The sequence below is a fragment of the Enterobacter sp. CPE_E1241 genome (assembly GCF_045618265.1).
In the GTDB taxonomy this organism is placed as follows: Bacteria; Pseudomonadota; Gammaproteobacteria; order Enterobacterales; family Enterobacteriaceae; genus Enterobacter; species Enterobacter adelaidei.
Genome location: NZ_JBIWYV010000001.1, coordinates 669,097 through 687,523, shown reverse-complemented (window position 1 = coordinate 687,523; position 18,427 = coordinate 669,097). Strand labels below are relative to the sequence as shown.

18 protein-coding genes are annotated in these 18,427 nt (G+C 54.4%); 10 read left to right on the top strand and 8 right to left on the bottom strand.

The annotated features are described in order from the left end of the window. Window positions 1-113: 113 nt before the first annotated feature. From hpaB to yjiA, 6 genes are all read left to right on the top strand, one after another. The gene (hpaB, locus tag ACJ9Y9_RS03340; RefSeq protein WP_028015397.1) at window positions 114-1,676 is read left to right on the top strand and encodes a 4-hydroxyphenylacetate 3-monooxygenase, oxygenase component; all 1,563 of its coding nucleotides are present in this window, start codon (window positions 114-116) and stop codon (window positions 1,674-1,676) included. Window positions 1,677-1,693: 17 nt separating this feature from the next. Further along, the gene (locus ACJ9Y9_RS03335; RefSeq protein WP_028016553.1) at window positions 1,694-2,203 is read left to right on the top strand and encodes a 4-hydroxyphenylacetate 3-monooxygenase reductase subunit; all 510 of its coding nucleotides are present in this window, start codon (window positions 1,694-1,696) and stop codon (window positions 2,201-2,203) included. 179 nt (window positions 2,204-2,382) lie between these two features. Further along, window positions 2,383-3,300, top strand: a complete 918-nt coding sequence (locus ACJ9Y9_RS03330; protein WP_028016552.1) for a YafY family protein — start codon at window positions 2,383-2,385, stop codon at window positions 3,298-3,300. A 190-nt stretch (window positions 3,301-3,490) separates the two neighbouring features. After that, the gene (locus tag ACJ9Y9_RS03325) at window positions 3,491-5,644 is read left to right on the top strand and encodes a carbon starvation CstA family protein (RefSeq protein ID WP_028016551.1); all 2,154 of its coding nucleotides are present in this window, start codon (window positions 3,491-3,493) and stop codon (window positions 5,642-5,644) included. A gap of 54 nt (window positions 5,645-5,698) precedes the next feature. Then, window positions 5,699-5,902: a YbdD/YjiX family protein gene (locus ACJ9Y9_RS03320; RefSeq protein ID WP_028016550.1), complete on the top strand. Its 204-nt coding sequence runs from the start codon at window positions 5,699-5,701 to the stop codon at window positions 5,900-5,902. A 10-nt stretch (window positions 5,903-5,912) separates the two neighbouring features. Beyond that, a complete protein-coding gene (gene yjiA / locus ACJ9Y9_RS03315) occupies window positions 5,913-6,866 on the top strand; it encodes a GTPase (RefSeq protein ID WP_028016549.1) in 954 nt (317 codons plus the stop codon). A gap of 435 nt (window positions 6,867-7,301) precedes the next feature. Here yjiA and ACJ9Y9_RS03310 read toward each other — a convergent pair whose 3' ends face one another. Beyond that, the gene (locus ACJ9Y9_RS03310) at window positions 7,302-8,660 is read right to left on the bottom strand and encodes an esterase-like activity of phytase family protein (protein ID WP_028016548.1); all 1,359 of its coding nucleotides are present in this window, start codon (window positions 8,658-8,660) and stop codon (window positions 7,302-7,304) included. A 410-nt stretch (window positions 8,661-9,070) separates the two neighbouring features. On the opposite strand from ACJ9Y9_RS03310, the gene ACJ9Y9_RS03305 reads away from it, so the two are divergent. Further along, window positions 9,071-9,616, top strand: a complete 546-nt coding sequence (locus ACJ9Y9_RS03305) for a YfaZ family outer membrane protein (RefSeq protein ID WP_028016547.1) — start codon at window positions 9,071-9,073, stop codon at window positions 9,614-9,616. A 50-nt stretch (window positions 9,617-9,666) separates the two neighbouring features. On the opposite strand, the gene ACJ9Y9_RS03300 is transcribed toward ACJ9Y9_RS03305, so the two are convergent. Next, on the bottom strand, window positions 9,667-11,037 hold the full coding sequence (locus tag ACJ9Y9_RS03300; protein ID WP_028016546.1) for an NAD-dependent succinate-semialdehyde dehydrogenase: 1,371 nt from the start codon (window positions 11,035-11,037) through the stop codon (window positions 9,667-9,669). A gap of 151 nt (window positions 11,038-11,188) precedes the next feature. On the opposite strand from ACJ9Y9_RS03300, the gene ACJ9Y9_RS03295 reads away from it, so the two are divergent. Beyond that, window positions 11,189-11,932, top strand: a complete 744-nt coding sequence (locus ACJ9Y9_RS03295; protein WP_028016545.1) for an AraC family transcriptional regulator — start codon at window positions 11,189-11,191, stop codon at window positions 11,930-11,932. 48 nt (window positions 11,933-11,980) lie between these two features. Then, window positions 11,981-12,607: a LysE family translocator gene (locus ACJ9Y9_RS03290; RefSeq protein ID WP_028016544.1), complete on the top strand. Its 627-nt coding sequence runs from the start codon at window positions 11,981-11,983 to the stop codon at window positions 12,605-12,607. Window positions 12,608-12,628: 21 nt separating this feature from the next. Here ACJ9Y9_RS03290 and tssD read toward each other — a convergent pair whose 3' ends face one another. The 3 genes from tssD to ACJ9Y9_RS03275 are packed head-to-tail and all read right to left on the bottom strand — an operon-like array spanning window position 12,629 to window position 13,995. Beyond that, the gene (tssD, locus tag ACJ9Y9_RS03285) at window positions 12,629-13,120 is read right to left on the bottom strand and encodes a type VI secretion system tube protein TssD (RefSeq protein WP_028016543.1); all 492 of its coding nucleotides are present in this window, start codon (window positions 13,118-13,120) and stop codon (window positions 12,629-12,631) included. Then, a complete protein-coding gene (locus ACJ9Y9_RS03280) occupies window positions 13,121-13,636 on the bottom strand; it encodes a hypothetical protein (protein WP_229255525.1) in 516 nt (171 codons plus the stop codon). Next, window positions 13,633-13,995 carry a tlde1 domain-containing protein gene (locus ACJ9Y9_RS03275; protein ID WP_028016541.1) on the bottom strand — a complete coding sequence of 121 codons (363 nt, stop codon included), beginning with the start codon at window positions 13,993-13,995 and terminating at the stop codon, window positions 13,633-13,635. Before ACJ9Y9_RS03275 ends, ACJ9Y9_RS03280 begins: the two co-directional genes overlap by 4 nt. A gap of 237 nt (window positions 13,996-14,232) precedes the next feature. On the opposite strand from ACJ9Y9_RS03275, the gene ACJ9Y9_RS03270 reads away from it, so the two are divergent. After that, window positions 14,233-15,504 (top strand): DUF445 domain-containing protein, encoded by a 1,272-nt coding sequence (locus ACJ9Y9_RS03270; RefSeq protein WP_028016540.1) that lies wholly within the window; start codon window positions 14,233-14,235, stop codon window positions 15,502-15,504. On the opposite strand, the gene ACJ9Y9_RS03265 is transcribed toward ACJ9Y9_RS03270, so the two are convergent. The 3 genes from ACJ9Y9_RS03265 to ACJ9Y9_RS03255 are packed head-to-tail and all read right to left on the bottom strand — an operon-like array spanning window position 15,501 to window position 18,101. Then, the gene (locus tag ACJ9Y9_RS03265) at window positions 15,501-16,577 is read right to left on the bottom strand and encodes a DUF2955 domain-containing protein (protein ID WP_028016539.1); all 1,077 of its coding nucleotides are present in this window, start codon (window positions 16,575-16,577) and stop codon (window positions 15,501-15,503) included. The genes ACJ9Y9_RS03270 and ACJ9Y9_RS03265 overlap by 4 nt on opposite strands. Beyond that, window positions 16,567-17,634 carry an HlyD family secretion protein gene (locus tag ACJ9Y9_RS03260; RefSeq protein WP_028016538.1) on the bottom strand — a complete coding sequence of 356 codons (1,068 nt, stop codon included), beginning with the start codon at window positions 17,632-17,634 and terminating at the stop codon, window positions 16,567-16,569. Before ACJ9Y9_RS03260 ends, ACJ9Y9_RS03265 begins: the two co-directional genes overlap by 11 nt. Further along, on the bottom strand, window positions 17,631-18,101 hold the full coding sequence (locus ACJ9Y9_RS03255; protein WP_028016537.1) for a MarR family winged helix-turn-helix transcriptional regulator: 471 nt from the start codon (window positions 18,099-18,101) through the stop codon (window positions 17,631-17,633). Before ACJ9Y9_RS03255 ends, ACJ9Y9_RS03260 begins: the two co-directional genes overlap by 4 nt. Window positions 18,102-18,427 lie beyond the last annotated feature (326 nt).

Here is an 18,427-nt window from a genome sequence, read left to right as displayed (position 1 = left end):
AAAGTACCCGCCGTTGTCCCAATCGTCCCTTCACGTCGCGCCGCTCTCACGCTTCAATTAAACAACAAAAACAAAACATAAATTTAACAACCCTATTCCGATACGAGGTCCCTATGAAGCCAGAAGATTTCCGCGCTGATGCCAAACGCCCGTTAACCGGCGAAGAGTATTTAAAAAGCCTGCAGGACGGTCGTGAGATTTATATCTACGGCGAGCGCGTCAAAGACGTCACCACCCACCCGGCATTTCGTAATGCGGCGGCCTCCATCGCGCAGATGTACGATGCCCTGCACAAGCCGGACATGCAGGACACGCTGTGTTGGGGTACCGATACGGGCAGCGGCGGCTATACCCATAAGTTCTTCCGCGTGGCGAAAAGCGCCGACGACCTGCGCCAGCAGCGTGATGCCATCGCCGAGTGGTCGCGCCTGAGTTACGGCTGGATGGGGCGCACGCCGGATTACAAAGCGGCATTTGGCTGCGCGCTCGGCGCTAACCCGGCCTTCTACGGTCAGTTCGAGCAGAACGCCCGCAACTGGTACACCCGCATTCAGGAAACCGGCCTGTACTTCAACCACGCGATCGTTAACCCCCCGATCGATCGCCATAAACCCGCCGATGAAGTGAAAGATGTCTACATCAAGCTGGAGAAAGAGACCGACGCGGGAATTATTGTCAGCGGTGCGAAAGTGGTGGCAACCAACTCGGCGCTGACTCACTACAACATGATTGGCTTCGGCTCCGCGCAGGTGATGGGCGAAAACCCGGATTTCGCGCTGATGTTCGTCGCCCCGATGGATGCCGAAGGCGTGAAGCTGATCTCCCGCGCCTCTTACGAGATGGTGGCAGGCGCAACAGGCTCCCCGTACGACTACCCGCTCTCCAGCCGCTTCGACGAGAACGACGCGATCCTGGTGATGGACAATGTGCTGATCCCGTGGGAAAACGTGCTGATCTACCGCGATTTCGACCGTTGCCGTCGCTGGACAATGGAAGGTGGCTTTGCCCGTATGTACCCGCTGCAGGCCTGCGTACGTCTGGCGGTGAAGCTCGACTTCATCACTGCCCTGCTGAAGAAATCCCTGGAGTGTACCGGTACCCTGGAGTTCCGCGGCGTGCAGGCAGATCTCGGCGAAGTGGTGGCCTGGCGCAACATGTTCTGGGCGCTGAGCGACTCCATGTGCTCTGAAGCCACGCCGTGGGTCAACGGTGCGTATCTGCCGGATCACGCCGCGCTGCAAACCTACCGCGTAATGGCACCGATGGCCTACGCGAAGATCAAGAACATCATCGAACGTAACGTGACGTCCGGTCTGATCTACCTGCCGTCCAGTGCCCGGGATCTGAACAACCCGCAGATTGACCAGTATCTGGCGAAATACGTGCGCGGCTCCAACGGTATGGATCACGTCGAACGCATCAAGATTTTAAAACTGATGTGGGACGCCATCGGCAGCGAATTTGGCGGCCGTCACGAGCTGTACGAAATCAACTACTCCGGTAGCCAGGATGAGATCCGCCTGCAGTGTCTGCGTCAGGCGCAGAGCTCCGGCAACATGGACAAGATGATGGCAATGGTCGACCGCTGCATGTCCGAGTACGACCAACACGGCTGGACGGTGCCGCACCTGCACAACAACAGCGATATCAACATGCTGGATAAGCTGCTGAAATAACGCAGCGGGAGATGACAATGCAATCAGAACAACGTCTGCGTTTTCGCGATGCTATGGCCAGTCTGTCGGCCGCAGTGAATGTTATCACCACCGAGGGTGAAGCTGGTCGATGCGGGATCACCGCCACCGCCGTCTGCTCGGTAACGGACACGCCACCATCGCTGATGGTGTGCATCAACGCCAATAGCGCCATGAACCCGGTATTTCAGGGCAACGGCAGGCTGTGCGTTAACGTGCTGAACCACGAGCAGGAGATCATGGCTCGCCACTTCGCCGGAATGACCGGTATGGCCATGGAGGAGCGCTTTGCGCTCTCCTGCTGGCAGAACGGTGCGCTGGCACAACCGGTGCTGAAAGGCGCGCTGGCCAGCCTTGAGGGCGAGATAAGCCAGGTGCAAACCATCGGTACGCATCTTGTCTATCTCGTTGAAATTAAAAATATCATTCTGAGTGACGCGGAACATGGCCTGATCTACTTCAAACGCCGTTTTCACCCGGTCATGATGGAGACGGAAGCCGCAGTATAACCCCTCTCGCGCTGGCCTTTTTTTCCGGCCAGCGCCGCTTTCCACAAAAATTCCTAAGGTTTCCACTAAATCACGCCGTTATATAACCATAAGAGAAATTTTCTGTGCCTGAATACTGACATCTGTTGTCAGTGCCATCCGCATCATTCAGCGCATACACAAATATACAGGATGACCTTATGGCTAAAACGACGCGGAGCCGCTCGGCTGAACGTCTGGTCGATATTCTGGTTGAACTACATTTAAACGGTGTGGTAAACCGCAGTGCGCTAATGGAAAAATTTAAAATTACCGAGCGTACCGTCTACCGGGATTTAAATGCACTCTCTCCGATTGTTGAACATACCGGTAATGGGCTATATCGACTGATCCATTCTTCACAATCTCCCGGCGGACAAGGATTACATCACTCACTGGCTAACTTCCTGAATGCTGATAGCTTTTTCCCTGAAAGAAATACGGAATTCTGGCAGAAACTTGAAACACGCGTTGACGAAAACCATATTCTTATCCTTGGGAATGAAGCAGAACACACGGTACAACGCGATATTCGTCGTCATTTAGCGAAAATCGAGAAATCGATTAAGAACCATAATGTTTGCCAGATCGTTTATAAGAGTAAAACCCGTCTGATTAATCCCTATAAACTGATTAACAAAAAAAATATATGGTATTTACAAGCCACCGAGAATGGCAGACTGAAATCCTTCTCATTGAGTCAGATTAGCTGGCTTGATATTCATACGACCACCTTCACTCCTGAAGAGAATGCCCGCGAGCTGCTGGAAAAAAGCCTCGACCCCTGGGTGTCGGAAGATACTTTCGCAGTGAAAATATTTATTAAAAATAATATTTCACATTACTTCCTGCGCCGCGATCTCCTGCCGGAGCAAGAGTTGCTGGAGGAGCAACACGGCGGCGTCACGCTGCGCTGTCAGGCGGCACACGAAAATCAGATCTTGCCGCTGCTTTTCTACTGGCTGCCAGACATTCAGATCCTGGAGCCGAGCTGGCTTAAGGAGAAACTCATCCGAACACTGGAAAGCTACCTGGCAATGGAGAGCAGCGCGCATAACCAAGTGATCTCAATCACATAATTCCGACCGCTGGCGGCGAACCGGAACCACTCGCCGCCACCTTTGACCGCTTACCTGGCACTTTCAACCACTCATCCATTTACCCTCCTTTACACACGCGACGTTCTGGCAAGATCCCACCAGCATTAATCAACACCTCCTCACAACGAACCCTGACCCTTTTTTCTTTACATAAAAAACCAGGTCTATTATGGATACTAAAAAACTACTGAAGCACGTGCCCTGGGCCTTACTCGGGATCCTCGGCGCTTTTTGTCTGGCGGTTGTCGCATTACGCCGGGGCGAGCACGTAAGCGCCCTGTGGATCGTGGTCGCGTCGGTTTCCGTCTATCTTGTTGCTTATCGCTACTACAGCTTGTACATCGCGCAGAAGGTCATGAAGCTCGACCCGACGCGTGCCACTCCGGCGGTCATAAACAATGACGGCCTGAACTATGTGCCAACCAACCGCTACGTGCTGTTTGGTCACCACTTTGCCGCTATCGCTGGCGCAGGCCCCCTGGTCGGCCCGGTACTGGCCGCGCAGATGGGTTACCTGCCGGGTACCCTGTGGCTGCTCGCCGGTGTCGTGCTGGCGGGTGCGGTGCAGGACTTTATGGTGCTGTTTATCTCTTCTCGTCGTAACGGTGCCTCTCTGGGTGAGATGGTCAAAGAAGAGATGGGCCGCGTGCCGGGGACTATCGCCCTGTTCGGCTGCTTCCTGATTATGATCATCATCCTCGCGGTGCTTGCTCTGATCGTGGTGAAAGCCCTGGCTGAGAGTCCGTGGGGTGTCTTCACCGTCTGCTCTACCGTGCCGATTGCGCTGTTCATGGGTATCTACATGCGCTTCCTGCGCCCAGGACGCGTGGGTGAAGTATCGGTGATTGGTATCGTGCTGCTGGTGGCCTCCATCTACTTCGGTGGCGTGATTGCTCACGACCCGTACTGGGGCCCGGCGCTGACCTTCAAGGACACCACCATCACCTTCGCGCTGATCGGTTATGCGTTTATCTCCGCTCTGCTGCCGGTATGGCTGATTCTGGCTCCGCGTGACTACCTGGCGACCTTCCTGAAAATCGGCGTGATCGTCGGTCTGGCGATCGGTATCCTGGTGATTAACCCGGATCTGAAAATGCCAGCAGTGACGCAGTACATCGACGGTACTGGCCCACTGTGGAAAGGCGCGCTGTTCCCGTTCCTGTTCATCACCATCGCGTGTGGTGCAGTTTCAGGCTTCCACGCGCTGATCTCTTCAGGTACCACACCTAAGCTGCTGGCGAACGAGAAAGACGCACGTCTGATCGGTTACGGTGCCATGCTGATGGAATCCTTCGTGGCGATCATGGCGCTGGTTGCTGCGTCCATTATCGAACCGGGTCTCTACTTCGCGATGAACACGCCTCCGGCGGGTCTCGGCATTACCATGCCAAACCTGCATGAGATGGGTGGTGACAACGCGGCGCTGATTATGGCGCAGTTGAAAGACGCAAGCGCACATGCTGCAGCGACCGTCAGCTCCTGGGGCTTCGTGATTTCGCCTGAGCAGATCATGCAGACCGCGAAAGACATCGGCGAACCGTCCGTGCTGAACCGTGCAGGTGGTGCTCCAACGCTGGCTGTCGGTATCGCGCACGTGTTCCACAAAGTGCTGCCGTGGGCGGACATGGGCTTCTGGTACCACTTCGGTATTCTGTTTGAAGCCCTGTTCATCCTGACCGCGCTGGACGCCGGTACCCGTGCTGGCCGCTTCATGCTGCAGGATCTGCTGGGTAACTTCGTGCCATTCCTGAAGAAAACCGACTCTCTGGTTGCGGGCGTACTGGGCACGGCGGGTTGTGTTGGCCTGTGGGGTTACCTGCTGTATCAGGGCGTTGTCGACCCACTGGGCGGCGTGAAGAGCCTGTGGCCGCTGTTCGGTATCTCTAACCAGATGCTCGCAGCCGTTGCTCTGGTGCTCGGCACCGTTGTCCTCGTGAAGATGAAACGCACCAAATACATCTGGGTCACCGTGGTCCCTGCGCTGTGGCTGCTGCTCTGCACCACCTGGGCACTTGGCCTGAAACTGTTCAGTGCCAACCCGCAGCTGGAAGGCTTCTTCTTTATGGCTAACCAGTACAAAGAGAAGATTGCCGCAGGCGGCGCAGACCTGACTGCGCAGCAGATTGCCAACATGAACCATATCGTGGTGAACAACTACACCAACGCGGGTCTGAGCATTCTGTTCCTGGTGGTGGTGTACAGCATCATCTTCTACGGCATCAAAACCTGGCTGAAAGTGCGTAACGCCGAGGGTCGTACGGATAAAGAAACCCCGTATGTGCCAGTACCGGAAGGCGGCGTGAAGACCTCTTCACACCATTAATGACGTCATATCCAGCCCCGCTTCGGCGGGGCTTTGTTCTTATCAGGACACGTTATGTTTGGTAACTTAGGCGAAGCAAAAAAATACCTCGGTCAGGCGGCGAAAATGCTGATTGGCATTCCGGACTATGACAACTACGTTGAGCATATGAAGGCCAACCATCCGGATAAGCCGTACATGACCTACACCGAATTCTTCCGCGAGCGTCAGGAAGCGCGCTACGGCGGAAGTGGAGAAGGCGGCGTCCGCTGCTGCTAAAGGAGACACCATGACCCCGATTACCGTCACCCTGCTGACCGGTTTCCTCGGCGCAGGTAAAACCACCCTGCTGCGCCATATTCTGAACGAGCAGCACGGCTTCAAAATCGCCGTTATCGAAAACGAGTTTGGCGAAGTTTCGGTAGACGATCAGCTGATCGGCGATCGCGCCACGCAGATCAAAACCCTGACCAACGGCTGCATCTGCTGCACCCGCTCTAACGAACTGGAAGACGCTCTGCTGGACCTGCTCGACAGCCGCGATCGTGGTGACATCAATTTCGACCGTCTGGTGATTGAATGCACCGGCATGGCTGACCCCGGCCCAATTATTCAGACCTTTTTCTCCCATGAGATCCTCTGCCAGCGCTACCTGCTGGACGGCGTGATTGCGCTTGTCGATGCCGTCCACGCCGACGAGCAGATGAACCAGTTCACCATTGCTCAGTCTCAGGTGGGTTATGCCGACCGCATTCTGCTGACCAAAACCGACGTGGCGGGCGAGAGCGAAAAACTGCGCGAGCGCCTGACGCGCATCAACTCCCGCGCCCCGATTTACACGGTGACGCACGGTGATATCGACCTGTCTCAGCTGTTCAACACCAACGGCTTTATGCTGGAAGAGAACGTCACCTCGAAGCCGCGCTTCCACTTTATGGGAGATAAGCAAAACGACGTGGCGTCGATTGTGGTGGAGCTGGATTATCCGGTGGACATCGGCGAGGTTTCGCGAGTGATGGAGAACCTGCTGCTGTCGTTTGCCGACAAGCTGCTGCGCTACAAAGGGATGCTGTGGATACACGGTGAACCAAACCGCCTGCTGTTCCAGGGTGTACAGCGTTTATATAGCGCCGACTGGGACAGGCCGTGGGGTGAGGAAACGCCACGCAGCGTGATGGTGTTTATTGGCATCCAGCTGCCGGAAGAGGAAATTCGGGCGGCATTTGCGGGACTACAGAAATAAACGCTATGCATCCCCTCTGCCCAGTAATTTATTAACCTGAAGCGATGAGCTTTGTATCAGGAAAATGAATAAATTACAGCGATGTCCTGGTCCGGCTGTAAATCGCCGAGGCGTTTCCGTAAGGCCGGGGCGAGGCGAGGCGCAGGGATGCGCCGAGAGGGCGTGGCCTGCAGGGATGCAGGCTCATGCCCGACCCGATAGCCTGAAGGAATAAGCTGAGGGCACCGCGAAGCGGCGATTTACCGCCGGGAGCCCGGGTCGCCAGGGTGGTGGCGAGTGAGCCACCCTGGCACGTTCACAGGTCATGCCGTTACAGAGTAGCAAGGAACATAAAGTGAACGGAATAACCTCCACAGCCGTATGTTCCCCCTCACCCCAGCCCTCTCCCTCAAGGGAGAGGGGGCCGTCTGTGCAGGCATTATTTTGTGGGGATACTTATTTCACCGCCTCCGGCAGCGTCACAATCCACAGTTCACTGTCCGACTCCGGCTTCTTCAGCGGCTTCACGCTGAGCGTGGTTGCAACCGGCTTGTCATCCAGCGTCAGCTGTCCCTGTGCGTTCACCCGATAATCCTTGAGCTTCTTGCCCTCGACCGGGTTTTGCATCGCCACCTTTACGCCAAAGTCGTTATCGTTCGCCACCGCCAGCGTTTTGCTGTCGATCAGCGCCAGCCCTTCGGCCTTCTCCTGCTGCCAGCCGAGGGAGCGTAAATCAACGACCTGCGTTTTCACCGCAAGGGTTATGCCGCGCTGCGCCAGGGTCTTCTCATCATCAAACTCCGGGTACTCGCCCGGCTTGTCAAAGGCGGAAAGGTCGCTCGCCTTGCTGAGATCCACCTTGTAGATCAGGTTACGCATCCCGTCGTTTTTATCGCTTCCCTGCTCAATCAGCAGGATGTGCTGGTCATCGAGCGCCACAATGTCGCCAATTTTGGCATCACTGTTTTTACTGTAGGCGGAGCTATCGATGGGATAGCCGTACATCGCGGTTTTCCCGGTCGCCGGGTCGAAGCTGACGAGACGCGTAAACAGCGCCTGTTTTTTACTTTTACCGTCGATATCCAGCGTGCTTTGCACAGCGGCAATAATGCGTCCGTCAGGCATGCGGGTCAGGCCTTCAAAGCCCCGGTTCGGTTGACGCCATTTGATAATGTTTGGCAGACCGCCCGCGATGGATTTTTCCCCTTCCGCCGCCTGCGGCCCATGAATAGCCAGGATTTTCCCACTACTGTCGACGTTTATCAGGAACGGACCATACTCGTCGCACAGCCAGTATCCGCCTTTGCCGTCCGGCGTGATGCCTTCCGTGTCCAGCCCGCGGTTGTCACCCTTCAGCGTCTTTAACGTGTCGCTGAATGCCACTTCATTGGTGGAGCCAATCACGCCGCTTTGCAGCGGTAGCCCGTTAATCTCGCCTTTATCGTCGTGCAGAGGGCGGGCATCAATGGCCTCGGCTTTACCGTCTTGTACACGGATGGTCATCAGCAGCGGCGCGAAATCCGGCGTAACAAAAATTTTGGCTTCGTTTTTACCCATTTTTGGCGCGTCCGCATTCGGACCGCGATCGGTAACCGTCACGAAGGTCAGCGCATCGCCCTGCTTGCCGGTGAACAACAGGCCAGAACCGATTCCGACAGGAAGTCCATGCGGGAAAGCATCCGCAAACGCCCCGCTGTAGCTCACGTGGGAGCCTTCGGGAAAGCTAACGACATAGTGTTCAGCCGTGGGCTGCGCCGCCAGGCCAGAGAAAGAGAGCGCACAACCGATAAGTACAGGAATAATTTTTCTTTTCATATTGTTAGCATCCATAGAGTGAAGCCAACACCGTAAAGAATCAACGTGTCAGAAAAATGACATTGCGAGGAAACAGGGCCGAGCAGTTGAACGTATAATCAGTGCCAGAAATGTAATTTTTTGTGGTTTTGTATGACACCTGAAACATTTCTGGAAATTATTAGAAATGCCATTAATGCATTCCGAATGATTATCCCCGCCTCGTTCAGTTTATGTTTAGTCAAAAAATTAAACTGTTCTTAAACAGCAGAAAATCACGCGTTGACACCCCTAAAACAAAACGCCCTCATAACAATTTGAGCAAGAAAATTAACATTTACAGTATAAAAAGTTGATCCTAACCACATTTGCAGTCATAAACATCGCTTGTTAAGGTGCCGTAAGATTAATTTGATGACGAGGCATAAAACATGAAAAAACTGAATATCCTTCTTCTTTCTGCTCTGACCGCTATCTCGGGTTCCGCACTGGCGATGGGTGGCAGCATTGAGCAGGGTAAAAACTTTACCAACCTCAATCTGGAAATGGGTAAATCCTCGTCTGGCCTGTATGCCGAAAGCAACTGGCTTAAAAACACCGATGACGGCACCCAGACCGGCGGCGTGGGTGCAGGTTACAACCTGGAAGTCGGCCCGGTCATGCTGAATGCGGGCGCGAAGGCGATCTACCTTGGCCCGAAAAAAGGCGATAACGGCGTGGCGTTCCCGATTGGTGGCGGCGTTAACGTTGCCCTGACCGACAGCATTCACGTATTTGGTGAAGGTTATGTCGCTCCAGAAGGTCTGAACAACAGCGTGAAAAACTACGTTGAAGCCAATGGCGGCGTAAGCTGGACGCCAATTACGCCAGTGACCCTGAAAGTGGGTTACCGTCACGTGAGCGTAGATGGCAAAGACGGCCGTCCTGGCCATACGCTGATTGACGGCGCCTATGTGGGCGGCGGCGTGAGCTTCTAAGGCTACGCACAGATAAAAAACCTGCCGTCTGGCAGGTTTTTTATTACCTCTTACTTACGCACCACCACCAGCTTCTGGTTCACAAACTCTTTGATCCCCAGATCCGACAGCTCGCGTCCGTAGCCGGAGCGCTTCACGCCGCCGAACGGCAGCTCTGGCGCGGTATCGGTGAGCCAGTTGATATACACCATCCCTGTTTCAATCCGCGACGCCATTTTCTTCGCGCGCTCGATATTCTGACTGAATACCGCCCCGCCCAGGCCGTAGTGGGAGTCGTTGGCCAACGCAACCGCCTCGTCATCGTTTTTCACCACGAACATCTGCGCCACCGGGCCGAAGAACTCTTCGAAATACGCCGGATTGTCGCGCGAGATAGTCGTCAGGATCGTCGGCTCGAAGAAACTCCCGTCTCGCGGCACCGGTTTGCCGCCATAGTGCAGCGTCGCACCGTTTTTCACCGCTTCGTTAACCTGTCTGGTCAGCGTTTCCAGGGCATCTTTAGACGACAGCGGCCCCAGAGTGGTGCTTTCGTCCAGCGGATCGCCAATCTTCACCTGCTTAAACGCCTCGGTGAATTTGCTGAGGAAGGCATCTGCAATTTTCTCGTGCAGGATAAAGCGCTTCGCCGCGGTGCAGACCTGCCCGGCGTTGTTGAGTCGCGCATTCACGCCAATCTTCACGGCTTTGTCCAGGTCCGCATCATCAAGCACCACGAAGACGTCGTTACCACCTAGCTCAAGGGTCGATTTCTTAATGTGCTTCGCCGCCTGCGCAGCCACGACGCTACCGGCTTTTTCGGAACCGGTCAGCGCGGCCCCCTGCACGCGATCGTCGGCGATGATGTTCGCCACCTGATCGGACGAGATAAACAGGTTAGTCCACGCCCCTTCCGGTGCCCCCGCTTCGCGCACCAGATGGGCAAACGCCTCGGCGCAGTGCGGCACGATGCTGGCATGTTTTGCCAGCACGGGGTTACCCGCCGCCAGGTTCGGTGCCAGAACGCGCATCAGCTGGTAATACGGGAAGTTCCACGGCTCGACGGCCATCAGCACGCCGATGGGGTGATACTCCACCCACGCTTCCCCGAGTTCAGACTCATACTTCACCGGGGCCAGGAATTGTTTCGCGTTATCAGCATAATAGCGGGCGATTTTCGCACACAGCTTCACCTCACCGCGGCTCTGTTCGATGAGCTTACCCATCTCCTGGCTGGCGATTTTAGCCAGCTCCTCGGTGCGCTGGTCGATCAGGTCGGCAAGCTTATGCAGTACCGGCAGGCGCTGGCTGATGTCGCCTTTCGCCCATTCTGAATGGTAGAGCGCATCGGCCGCCTTCAGTGCCGCTTCGATATCCGCGTCGGTATGAGAGGGGTATTCTTTGATGAGCTGGTTAGTGGCAGGATTTACTGTCTGATAAGCCATGTCGAATCTCCTTGTTTTACCGCTTAGGGTATTAAGGGTAGTCAACGTGACTGGCTATGGACGTAAAGTTGGGTATATCCGGAAGGTTCTTAATGAAGCGCTGCCAGACGGTTGTTTGACGTGGTATAAAAAACCTCCAGAAGGAGTTCCCATGACCAATACCCGACATATCCGCCAGACGTTTCACCGCGCCTCAGGACTTGAGCTGCGCAGCACGTGGCAGAGTATGCAGGCGTACAAACGTCACTGTCATCCTCAGATCTCCATTGGCGCGATAGTAGAAGGCCAGACCTGCTGCATGTGCCATGACAGAGAGTACATCCTCCAGCCCGGGGACCTGATTGTGATCCCAGCTTATATGCCGCACAGCTGCAACCCCGTCGCCGGAAAGCCGCGCAGCTACCACATGCTCTATATCGACACCGGGCTTCCTCTGGCGCTTCAGGTGATTCGCAACCCTGTGCTCTTTAAGTACTATCTTGATATTGCGGAGACGATGTCTCCGGCATCCGTCGACAGGCTGCTTTCTGCCCTTCCCCGCTGTGCGGATAATGCAGAAGCGCTTCGCTCAACCAGCCAGCAGGTTCAGGAGGCATTTCTTTCCGATCTCGCCAGCCCGCCTTCCCTAGACGAACTTGCCCAACGATTCTCGCTGCGCAAGGAGACGCTGATCCGCACTTTCAGACAGGATACCGGCCTGACGCCGGGGAGCTTCCTCAATATCTCCCGAGTAGAGTATGCCAAAGCGCGGCTGCGCGCCGGGGATAATATCGCCGACGTCGGCTACCAGAGCGGGTTTGCCGACCAGAGCCATTTTCACAAGACCTTCGTGAGCTATACCGCCGCCACGCCGCGCCAGTACGCCACGGGCCGATCAATATCAGACAATAAATAGGTTCTGCGTTTCCGTAGTCTGTACCCGGTTTTGCATTCTGAGGTCGCTATGGAACTGTTCTTCCCTTCCGCTTTTCTCGCCCTGGCGCTGGCGCATTTTGTTGCCCTGTTAAGCCCGGGGCCGGATTTCTTCCTGCTTGTGGGCTACTCGGCGCGCTATCGGTTACGCGGCAGCGCCGGGCTGTGCGTCGGCATCGCTACGGGCAACGGGTTGTATATCTTACTGGTCATTATCGGCTGGAGCGCGCTGCGCCAGTTTACGTGGCTATTTACGCTTATCGAGCTTTGCGGGGCGCTGTACCTGCTATGGATCGGCTCGCATCTGGTGCGCAGCCGACCGCAGGCACTGGCGCTGAATGAAACTCACCAGCGCTTCCCTTCACTGCGTAAGCAGATTCTTTTGGGGCTCGGTTCCGCGCTGCTTAATCCGAAGAATGCGTTGTTCTATCTGGCGCTGATGACGGCGCTACTGGGACCGGACGTCACGCTGCTTCAGCAGGCGACCTGCGGCGTCTGGATGGTGATGGTGGTTCTGGTGTGGGATCTGGCGCTGGTGTCGCTGATGGGGCTATCGGCGGTGCAACAGAAGCTCAGCCGTTCGCTGTGGTTGATTGAGCGCGCGGCAGGAGTAGTGCTGATGGGGTTTGGTGGGTGGGTGTTGTGGCGGTTGCTATGAAAGGATTTTCACAGGCCCTTCTTAAACCCCTAACCGATAATCCCAGTCATCCGTATGAATAACGTTGCCGTCACGGTAATGCCAGGTAATCTTTTCATAACGAAGCAAAACAAGCTCAAGATGCCCCTGTTTTTCATGATAAGTATCTTTCACGTCATGCATCAATGAAAACAATGTGACGATATTTACCGCTTCCAGCGTTATCGTGAAATAGATTTCTTCCTGACCGGCATCGTTGATTCGATAAAGGTCGATAGCCACTTTCCTGAGTGTGCCTCCCGTACTCAGTGCTTTGTATAGCAGAACACTGGAAGCATCAATTTCCTTTTCAATAAGAAATGGGCGATGCTGGCATTTACTCAACACTCTGCCATTATGAAGATCAGAGTTATAACTTACGTTATGATAGAGTCCTAAGACTTCAATCTGGTTTTCACGGTCTTTAACCTTTACGCTACCTTTTATGATATTACCCGCATCGTCCGTTAAGGACATATATCCTGGGATGGCCATTTAATTATCCTTTTCGAATGGAACTGAGTTTTCAACAGTAGCGATCATAACAGCGAGACATCTTTTACCCTTAGGGTTGTTAACCTTAAAAATTTCCCTGATTGAATCTACATAAAGCTTATTACTCTCTGCTTCTGTCTCCGGAAAATTAGCAAAAGAGCAGATTTGTTCAATAGTGAGCAACGGTTTATCGTCTTTTAAGATTGCTAAGACTCCCTCAGGGTTATGTGGGATGGCTTCTGAAAGCGCCGCCTTTAAATCTTCAGCGGTACCGGCGTCCACCCCGGGTTCGATGGCACTCGCTACGACTAACCATGCATGGGCTCCTTTACTTATCTCCGGAATTACATGGTTCCACCATTCCGACCCTTCACTATCATTTGAATACAGATTATCCACAACACTCCTGGCGCCTTTGTTATTTATCATCTGCATAATCTGCTCAGGAGAGTGATCTTTTGCCAATAACACTACTGAAAAACACGAGAAGAAAAAAACAATGAAATATTTCATCATCTCACCACCAGTATTGTGTCACCCGAATTATAAATCAGATGACGCTTATCCTGTCCATTCATAATAATGCAACCTGCTGACGCAGAACCTGGCGGTTGCCCTTTCTTATCACCATGAATTTGAAAATAACTCCTACCAAAAGTATTGGTCCCCGCTATAGGTTCAAGAATAATCGCCTCAGCACTTTTGTGATTATTCCATCCGGCAATAAAATAAATACCACGTGGAATAGGGCCTTTGTTTCGTTGCCGTTCACACTCAGGTTTGTCTTTCGATTCACCGGCACCGCTATAGCAGCGGGCAATAAACTCACCATTGTGACTTAATATCCCTGTAGAAATCTCATATTCCCATGTCATTAACCTTGCTCCCTGTCATTAAAATTAACCCACCTTAATATTAATAAAGAGCAAAAATTACCACATCAATCACAAAACCTTACATTCGAGAAGAGTTAAGCACAAAAAATATAGAAAAATTAATAATGAATAATTGTAATGTATATATTTATCGGATAATAAATGTCTGTTCATTTTAAGACACCTCCCCATACACCAGCTTTGCATTTTTCGTTCAATTCCCTCTATCCTTACCCCATGGAAAAAATTACTGAACTCAAGCGCGCCAAGCTGTTGGCGCTGTCGCTGCTACTGCTGGCCTCTGCGGCGTTTATCACCACCCTGTTCCTGCCGCAGACCTTCTGGGTGCGCGGCGTGAAGGCCATTGCCGAGGCGGCGATGGTCGGCGCGCTGGCAGACTGGTTTGCCGTGGTTGCGCTGTTCCGCAGAGTGCCCATTCCCTTCATCTCGCGCCATACGGCAATTATCCCGCGCAATAAGGACAGGATCGGCGACAATCTCGGCCAGTTCGTGCAGGAAAAATTTCTTGATACCCAGTCGCTGGTGGCGTTGATCCGCCGCTATGAACCCGCACAGATGATCGGTGCCTGGTTCAGTAAACCAGACAACGCCCAGCGCGTCGGGCTGCATCTGATGCAGGTGATGAGCGGTTTTCTCGAACTCACCGACGACGGACGTATCCAGCGTCTGCTCAAGCGCGCGGTGCATAAAGCCATCGACAAGGTCGACTTCACCGAAACCAGCGCCGTGATCCTCGAAAGCATGACCAGAAATAACCGCCACCAGGTGCTGCTGGACGCCATCATCAACCGCCTGATTACCCTGATTCAGCGGGAAAGCACGCGGGACTTTATTGCCGACCAGATTGTCCACTGGCTGAAGACCGAGCATCCGCGCAAGGCGATGGTGCTTCCCACCGAGTGGCTAGGTGACCAGAGTGCGGAGATGGTATCGAACGCGGTAAATACGCTGCTGGACGATATCAGCCACGACCGCACGCACCAGATCCGCCAGGCGTTCGACCGCGCCACGTTGAAGCTTATCGACAACCTGAAAAATGACCCGGAGATGGCGGCGAAAGCCGACAACATCAAGCACTATCTGAAGAACGATGAGGCGTTTAACCGCTATCTGGGGGAAATGTGGGCCGACCTGCGCCAGTGGCTGAAAGCGGATATGCAAAGTGAGGATTCGCGCGTGAAGCAGCGCATCGCCAACGCCGGGCTGTGGTTTGGCGAAACGCTGTCAAACGACGCCAGCCTGCGGGCGTCGCTGAACGAGCATCTGGAGCAGGCCGCGCATCGCCTGGCGCCGGATTTCGCCGCGTTCCTGACCCGGCACATCAGCGACACGGTGAAAAGCTGGGATGCCAAAGATATGTCCCGCCAGATTGAACTGAATATTGGCAAGGATCTGCAGTTCATCCGCGTCAACGGCACGCTGGTGGGCGGGACGATTGGCCTGATCCTGTTTTTACTCTCGCAACTCCCCGTCGTACTGAGTTTCTAATCTTCATTGGGCGGCGCGATAACGTAGCGCGTCGCCTCGAAGCGATTGAGGATCAGGTGTACCAGAAAGATCATCGTCAGCGTCGCCACAAGCGAAAAGGTGACGGAGGTGATGCGATAGAGATCGCTGAACACCAGGTCAGTGTCCGGGTGCATGTTCTGCCCGAACATAATGCCGATGGTGGTGATGCTGGAAAACCCCACCCCGGCCCCCACTTTCTCCATCACATGCAGACGCGCACCAAACGCCAGGCCGAGGCCAATAAGTGGCATCATCAGCAGCATATGGCTGCTGTGATCGTAGAGGATAAGCTGGACGACAAGAATATAGAGACAGCCCAGCACTACGCCGACCACGCGCCAGATGGAGCTCATCACCGCGCCGCGATAGTGCATCGGGAACAGAATCAATATCCCCGCCATCAGCGCCGAGAGCGAATCGCTTAAATCGCTAATCTGAAACACCACGAATATCAGCGTCGCGACGATGCCGGAGAGCAGCGACTCGTGTCGCACCCGGGCGTCGTCTTTCTCAATCAGCGGTGGCGGCTTGCGTGGCTCCACATCCGGCAGGAGATAGTTCATCAGCGCGCTCAGGCATACCGCCATGATGCTCGCTTCGATGTTGGAAAACAAAAGCGTGTGCCAGTTGGTGGTGGGGTAACTCATAAAGTTGAGCATCACGCTCTGACACACCACCCCCATCGAACCGAACAGGAACAATGGCCCCTTGCTCATAAAGCGAAAACGCATCACGTACAGGGCAAACACCACCAGCGTCATAATAAGCGGCCATTGCGACAGATAGCCGATGATAATCACCATTTCAACGCAGTTTAGCGATGCGCTGAAGATAAACTGCTTCGCCACGTGGCGGTTAAACACCGGGACCAGCGACAGAAGCATGATCGGGTAGACCACATAAAACACGCCGTAGCTGGTGTTGTAGAAACTCGAGATGCTCAGGGCAATCATCCCGGCAAACACGATTCGCAGGGTCTGACGAAAATCGTTTGCCGTGTAGACGATATTACCGTGCGGGGTAAATACCCGCGCCAGCGTATTAATAGACATAGTGCAGCAGGCTTACCAGGTGGATCTGCATCCCGGAGAAGAAGCGCGCAAACGGGCCTTCACTGTTGTAGAGCTGCACGGTCGCGCGTGCCCCGGTTGGCAGATGCTTCGGCAGCGTTTCATCCAGCGTCACGTGAATGCGCATCCGCTGGGCATCACGTACCCAGCGGTTAGAGGTTTCCGGCTCTGACAGTTGGCCGTTAACGGCCTCCTGGCCCGCAAGGATCCCCGCATCGCTGCTGGTCACGTGGGCGCGAAAGACGTGCCCCGGAAAGGCGTCAAACACCACGGCCGCGTCGGTGCCCTGATGGGTATGACGCAGGCTTTTTTCACGGAAGTCGGCCACGATATCGGTCTGGTTGTTCACCAGCGCCAGCGCGGCTGAGCCTGACGAGGCATAGAAACCGGGGCTTAACTGCAGGTTACTCACCGTACCGTCCGCCTGCGCGTAGACCTTCGTCCAGCCTAGATTAAGCTCTGCGTCATCCAGCGCGTTACGGTATTTTTGCAGCGTCACGTTGCGGTGCTCGTCCCGCTCGCCGCGCTGGATGCGAAGGTTCTGGATATTGGCCTGAATCGAACTGACAGACTGTTCGCTGCTCTGCCAGGTGGTGCGGACTTTATCCAGATCCGCCTGCGAAACGTTCTGCAGGGTGCTCAGCTTCTGATAACGATCAAACGTGACTTTGTCGTTACGCGCGGTCAGCACGGCGGTTTTCAGGTTGGCCTGCGCGGCGGCGATTTGCGCATCCAGCTGTTCGTTGGAAAGACGTGCCTGCTCCAGCGCAATTTGCGCCGCTTCCACTTTATTGCGAAACGGCGTGTCATCCAGTTCAAAGAGCAGATCGCCTTTCTTCACCTGGCTGTTGTTATGCACGTGAACTGCCGCCACGTAGCCGGAGACGCGCGGAGAAACCGGCGTCACCACACGCATCACGGTGGAATCTGGCGTCAGCGGGATCCAGATATCCGCGACGATAAAGTAGACAAACATCAGCAGGAAAGAGGCAATACTCACCCTTACCCAGCGGGCAAACTTTTGTTCAGGCGTCATTATTTTTCGATCTTGTTATCTTCTTCGCGGATTGTCCGCAAATTGCAGGCGAATTGATTCAGGGTAGCGCTGAAAATGTCAATATGTTCCGGCGCGATGTTTTGCGATACACGCGTCTGATATGTCTCAATCACCTGAGTAAGCCTTTTTAATATGGTTTTTCCCTCAGGCGTCAGCGTCAGAAGCCGGATGCGCTTGTCATAAGGCGATACGGAGCGCAGCAGGTATCCCTGCTTTTCCAGCTGTGTCAGAGTGCGCATCAGCGGCGGCAGTTCAATCCCCTGCATCTCCGCCAGTTCACTCACCGAGACGTTATCCCCAAGCTGATGAAGCTGCATCATTACTGTCCAGCTCGACTGGGTTAACCCGGTATCGAGAATGGCATCGTCAATGACGGCACGCCACTGACGCACGATCATTGCCATCCGCATGCCCATCGGCCTGCGGCTAAACAGATCTTCTTCACTCATGGGGAAACCTCTCATCACACGCGGTCACGATAATAGTTATCAGGGTAAGTATCAAGAAACGAGAGGTAAAAGCGCAGGAATTGCGAAAACGATATTCTCCCTCTCCCTATGGGAGAGGGCTGGGGTGAGGGGGAACATACGGCTGTGGAGGTTATTCCGTTCACTTTATGTTCCTTGCTACTCTGTAACAGCATGACCTGTGAACGTGCCAGGGCGGCTCAATCGCCGCCGCCCTGGCGACCCGGGCTCCCGGCGGTAAATCGCCGCTTCGCGGTACCCTCAGCTTATTCCTTCAGGCTATCGGGTCGGGCATGAGCCTGCATCCC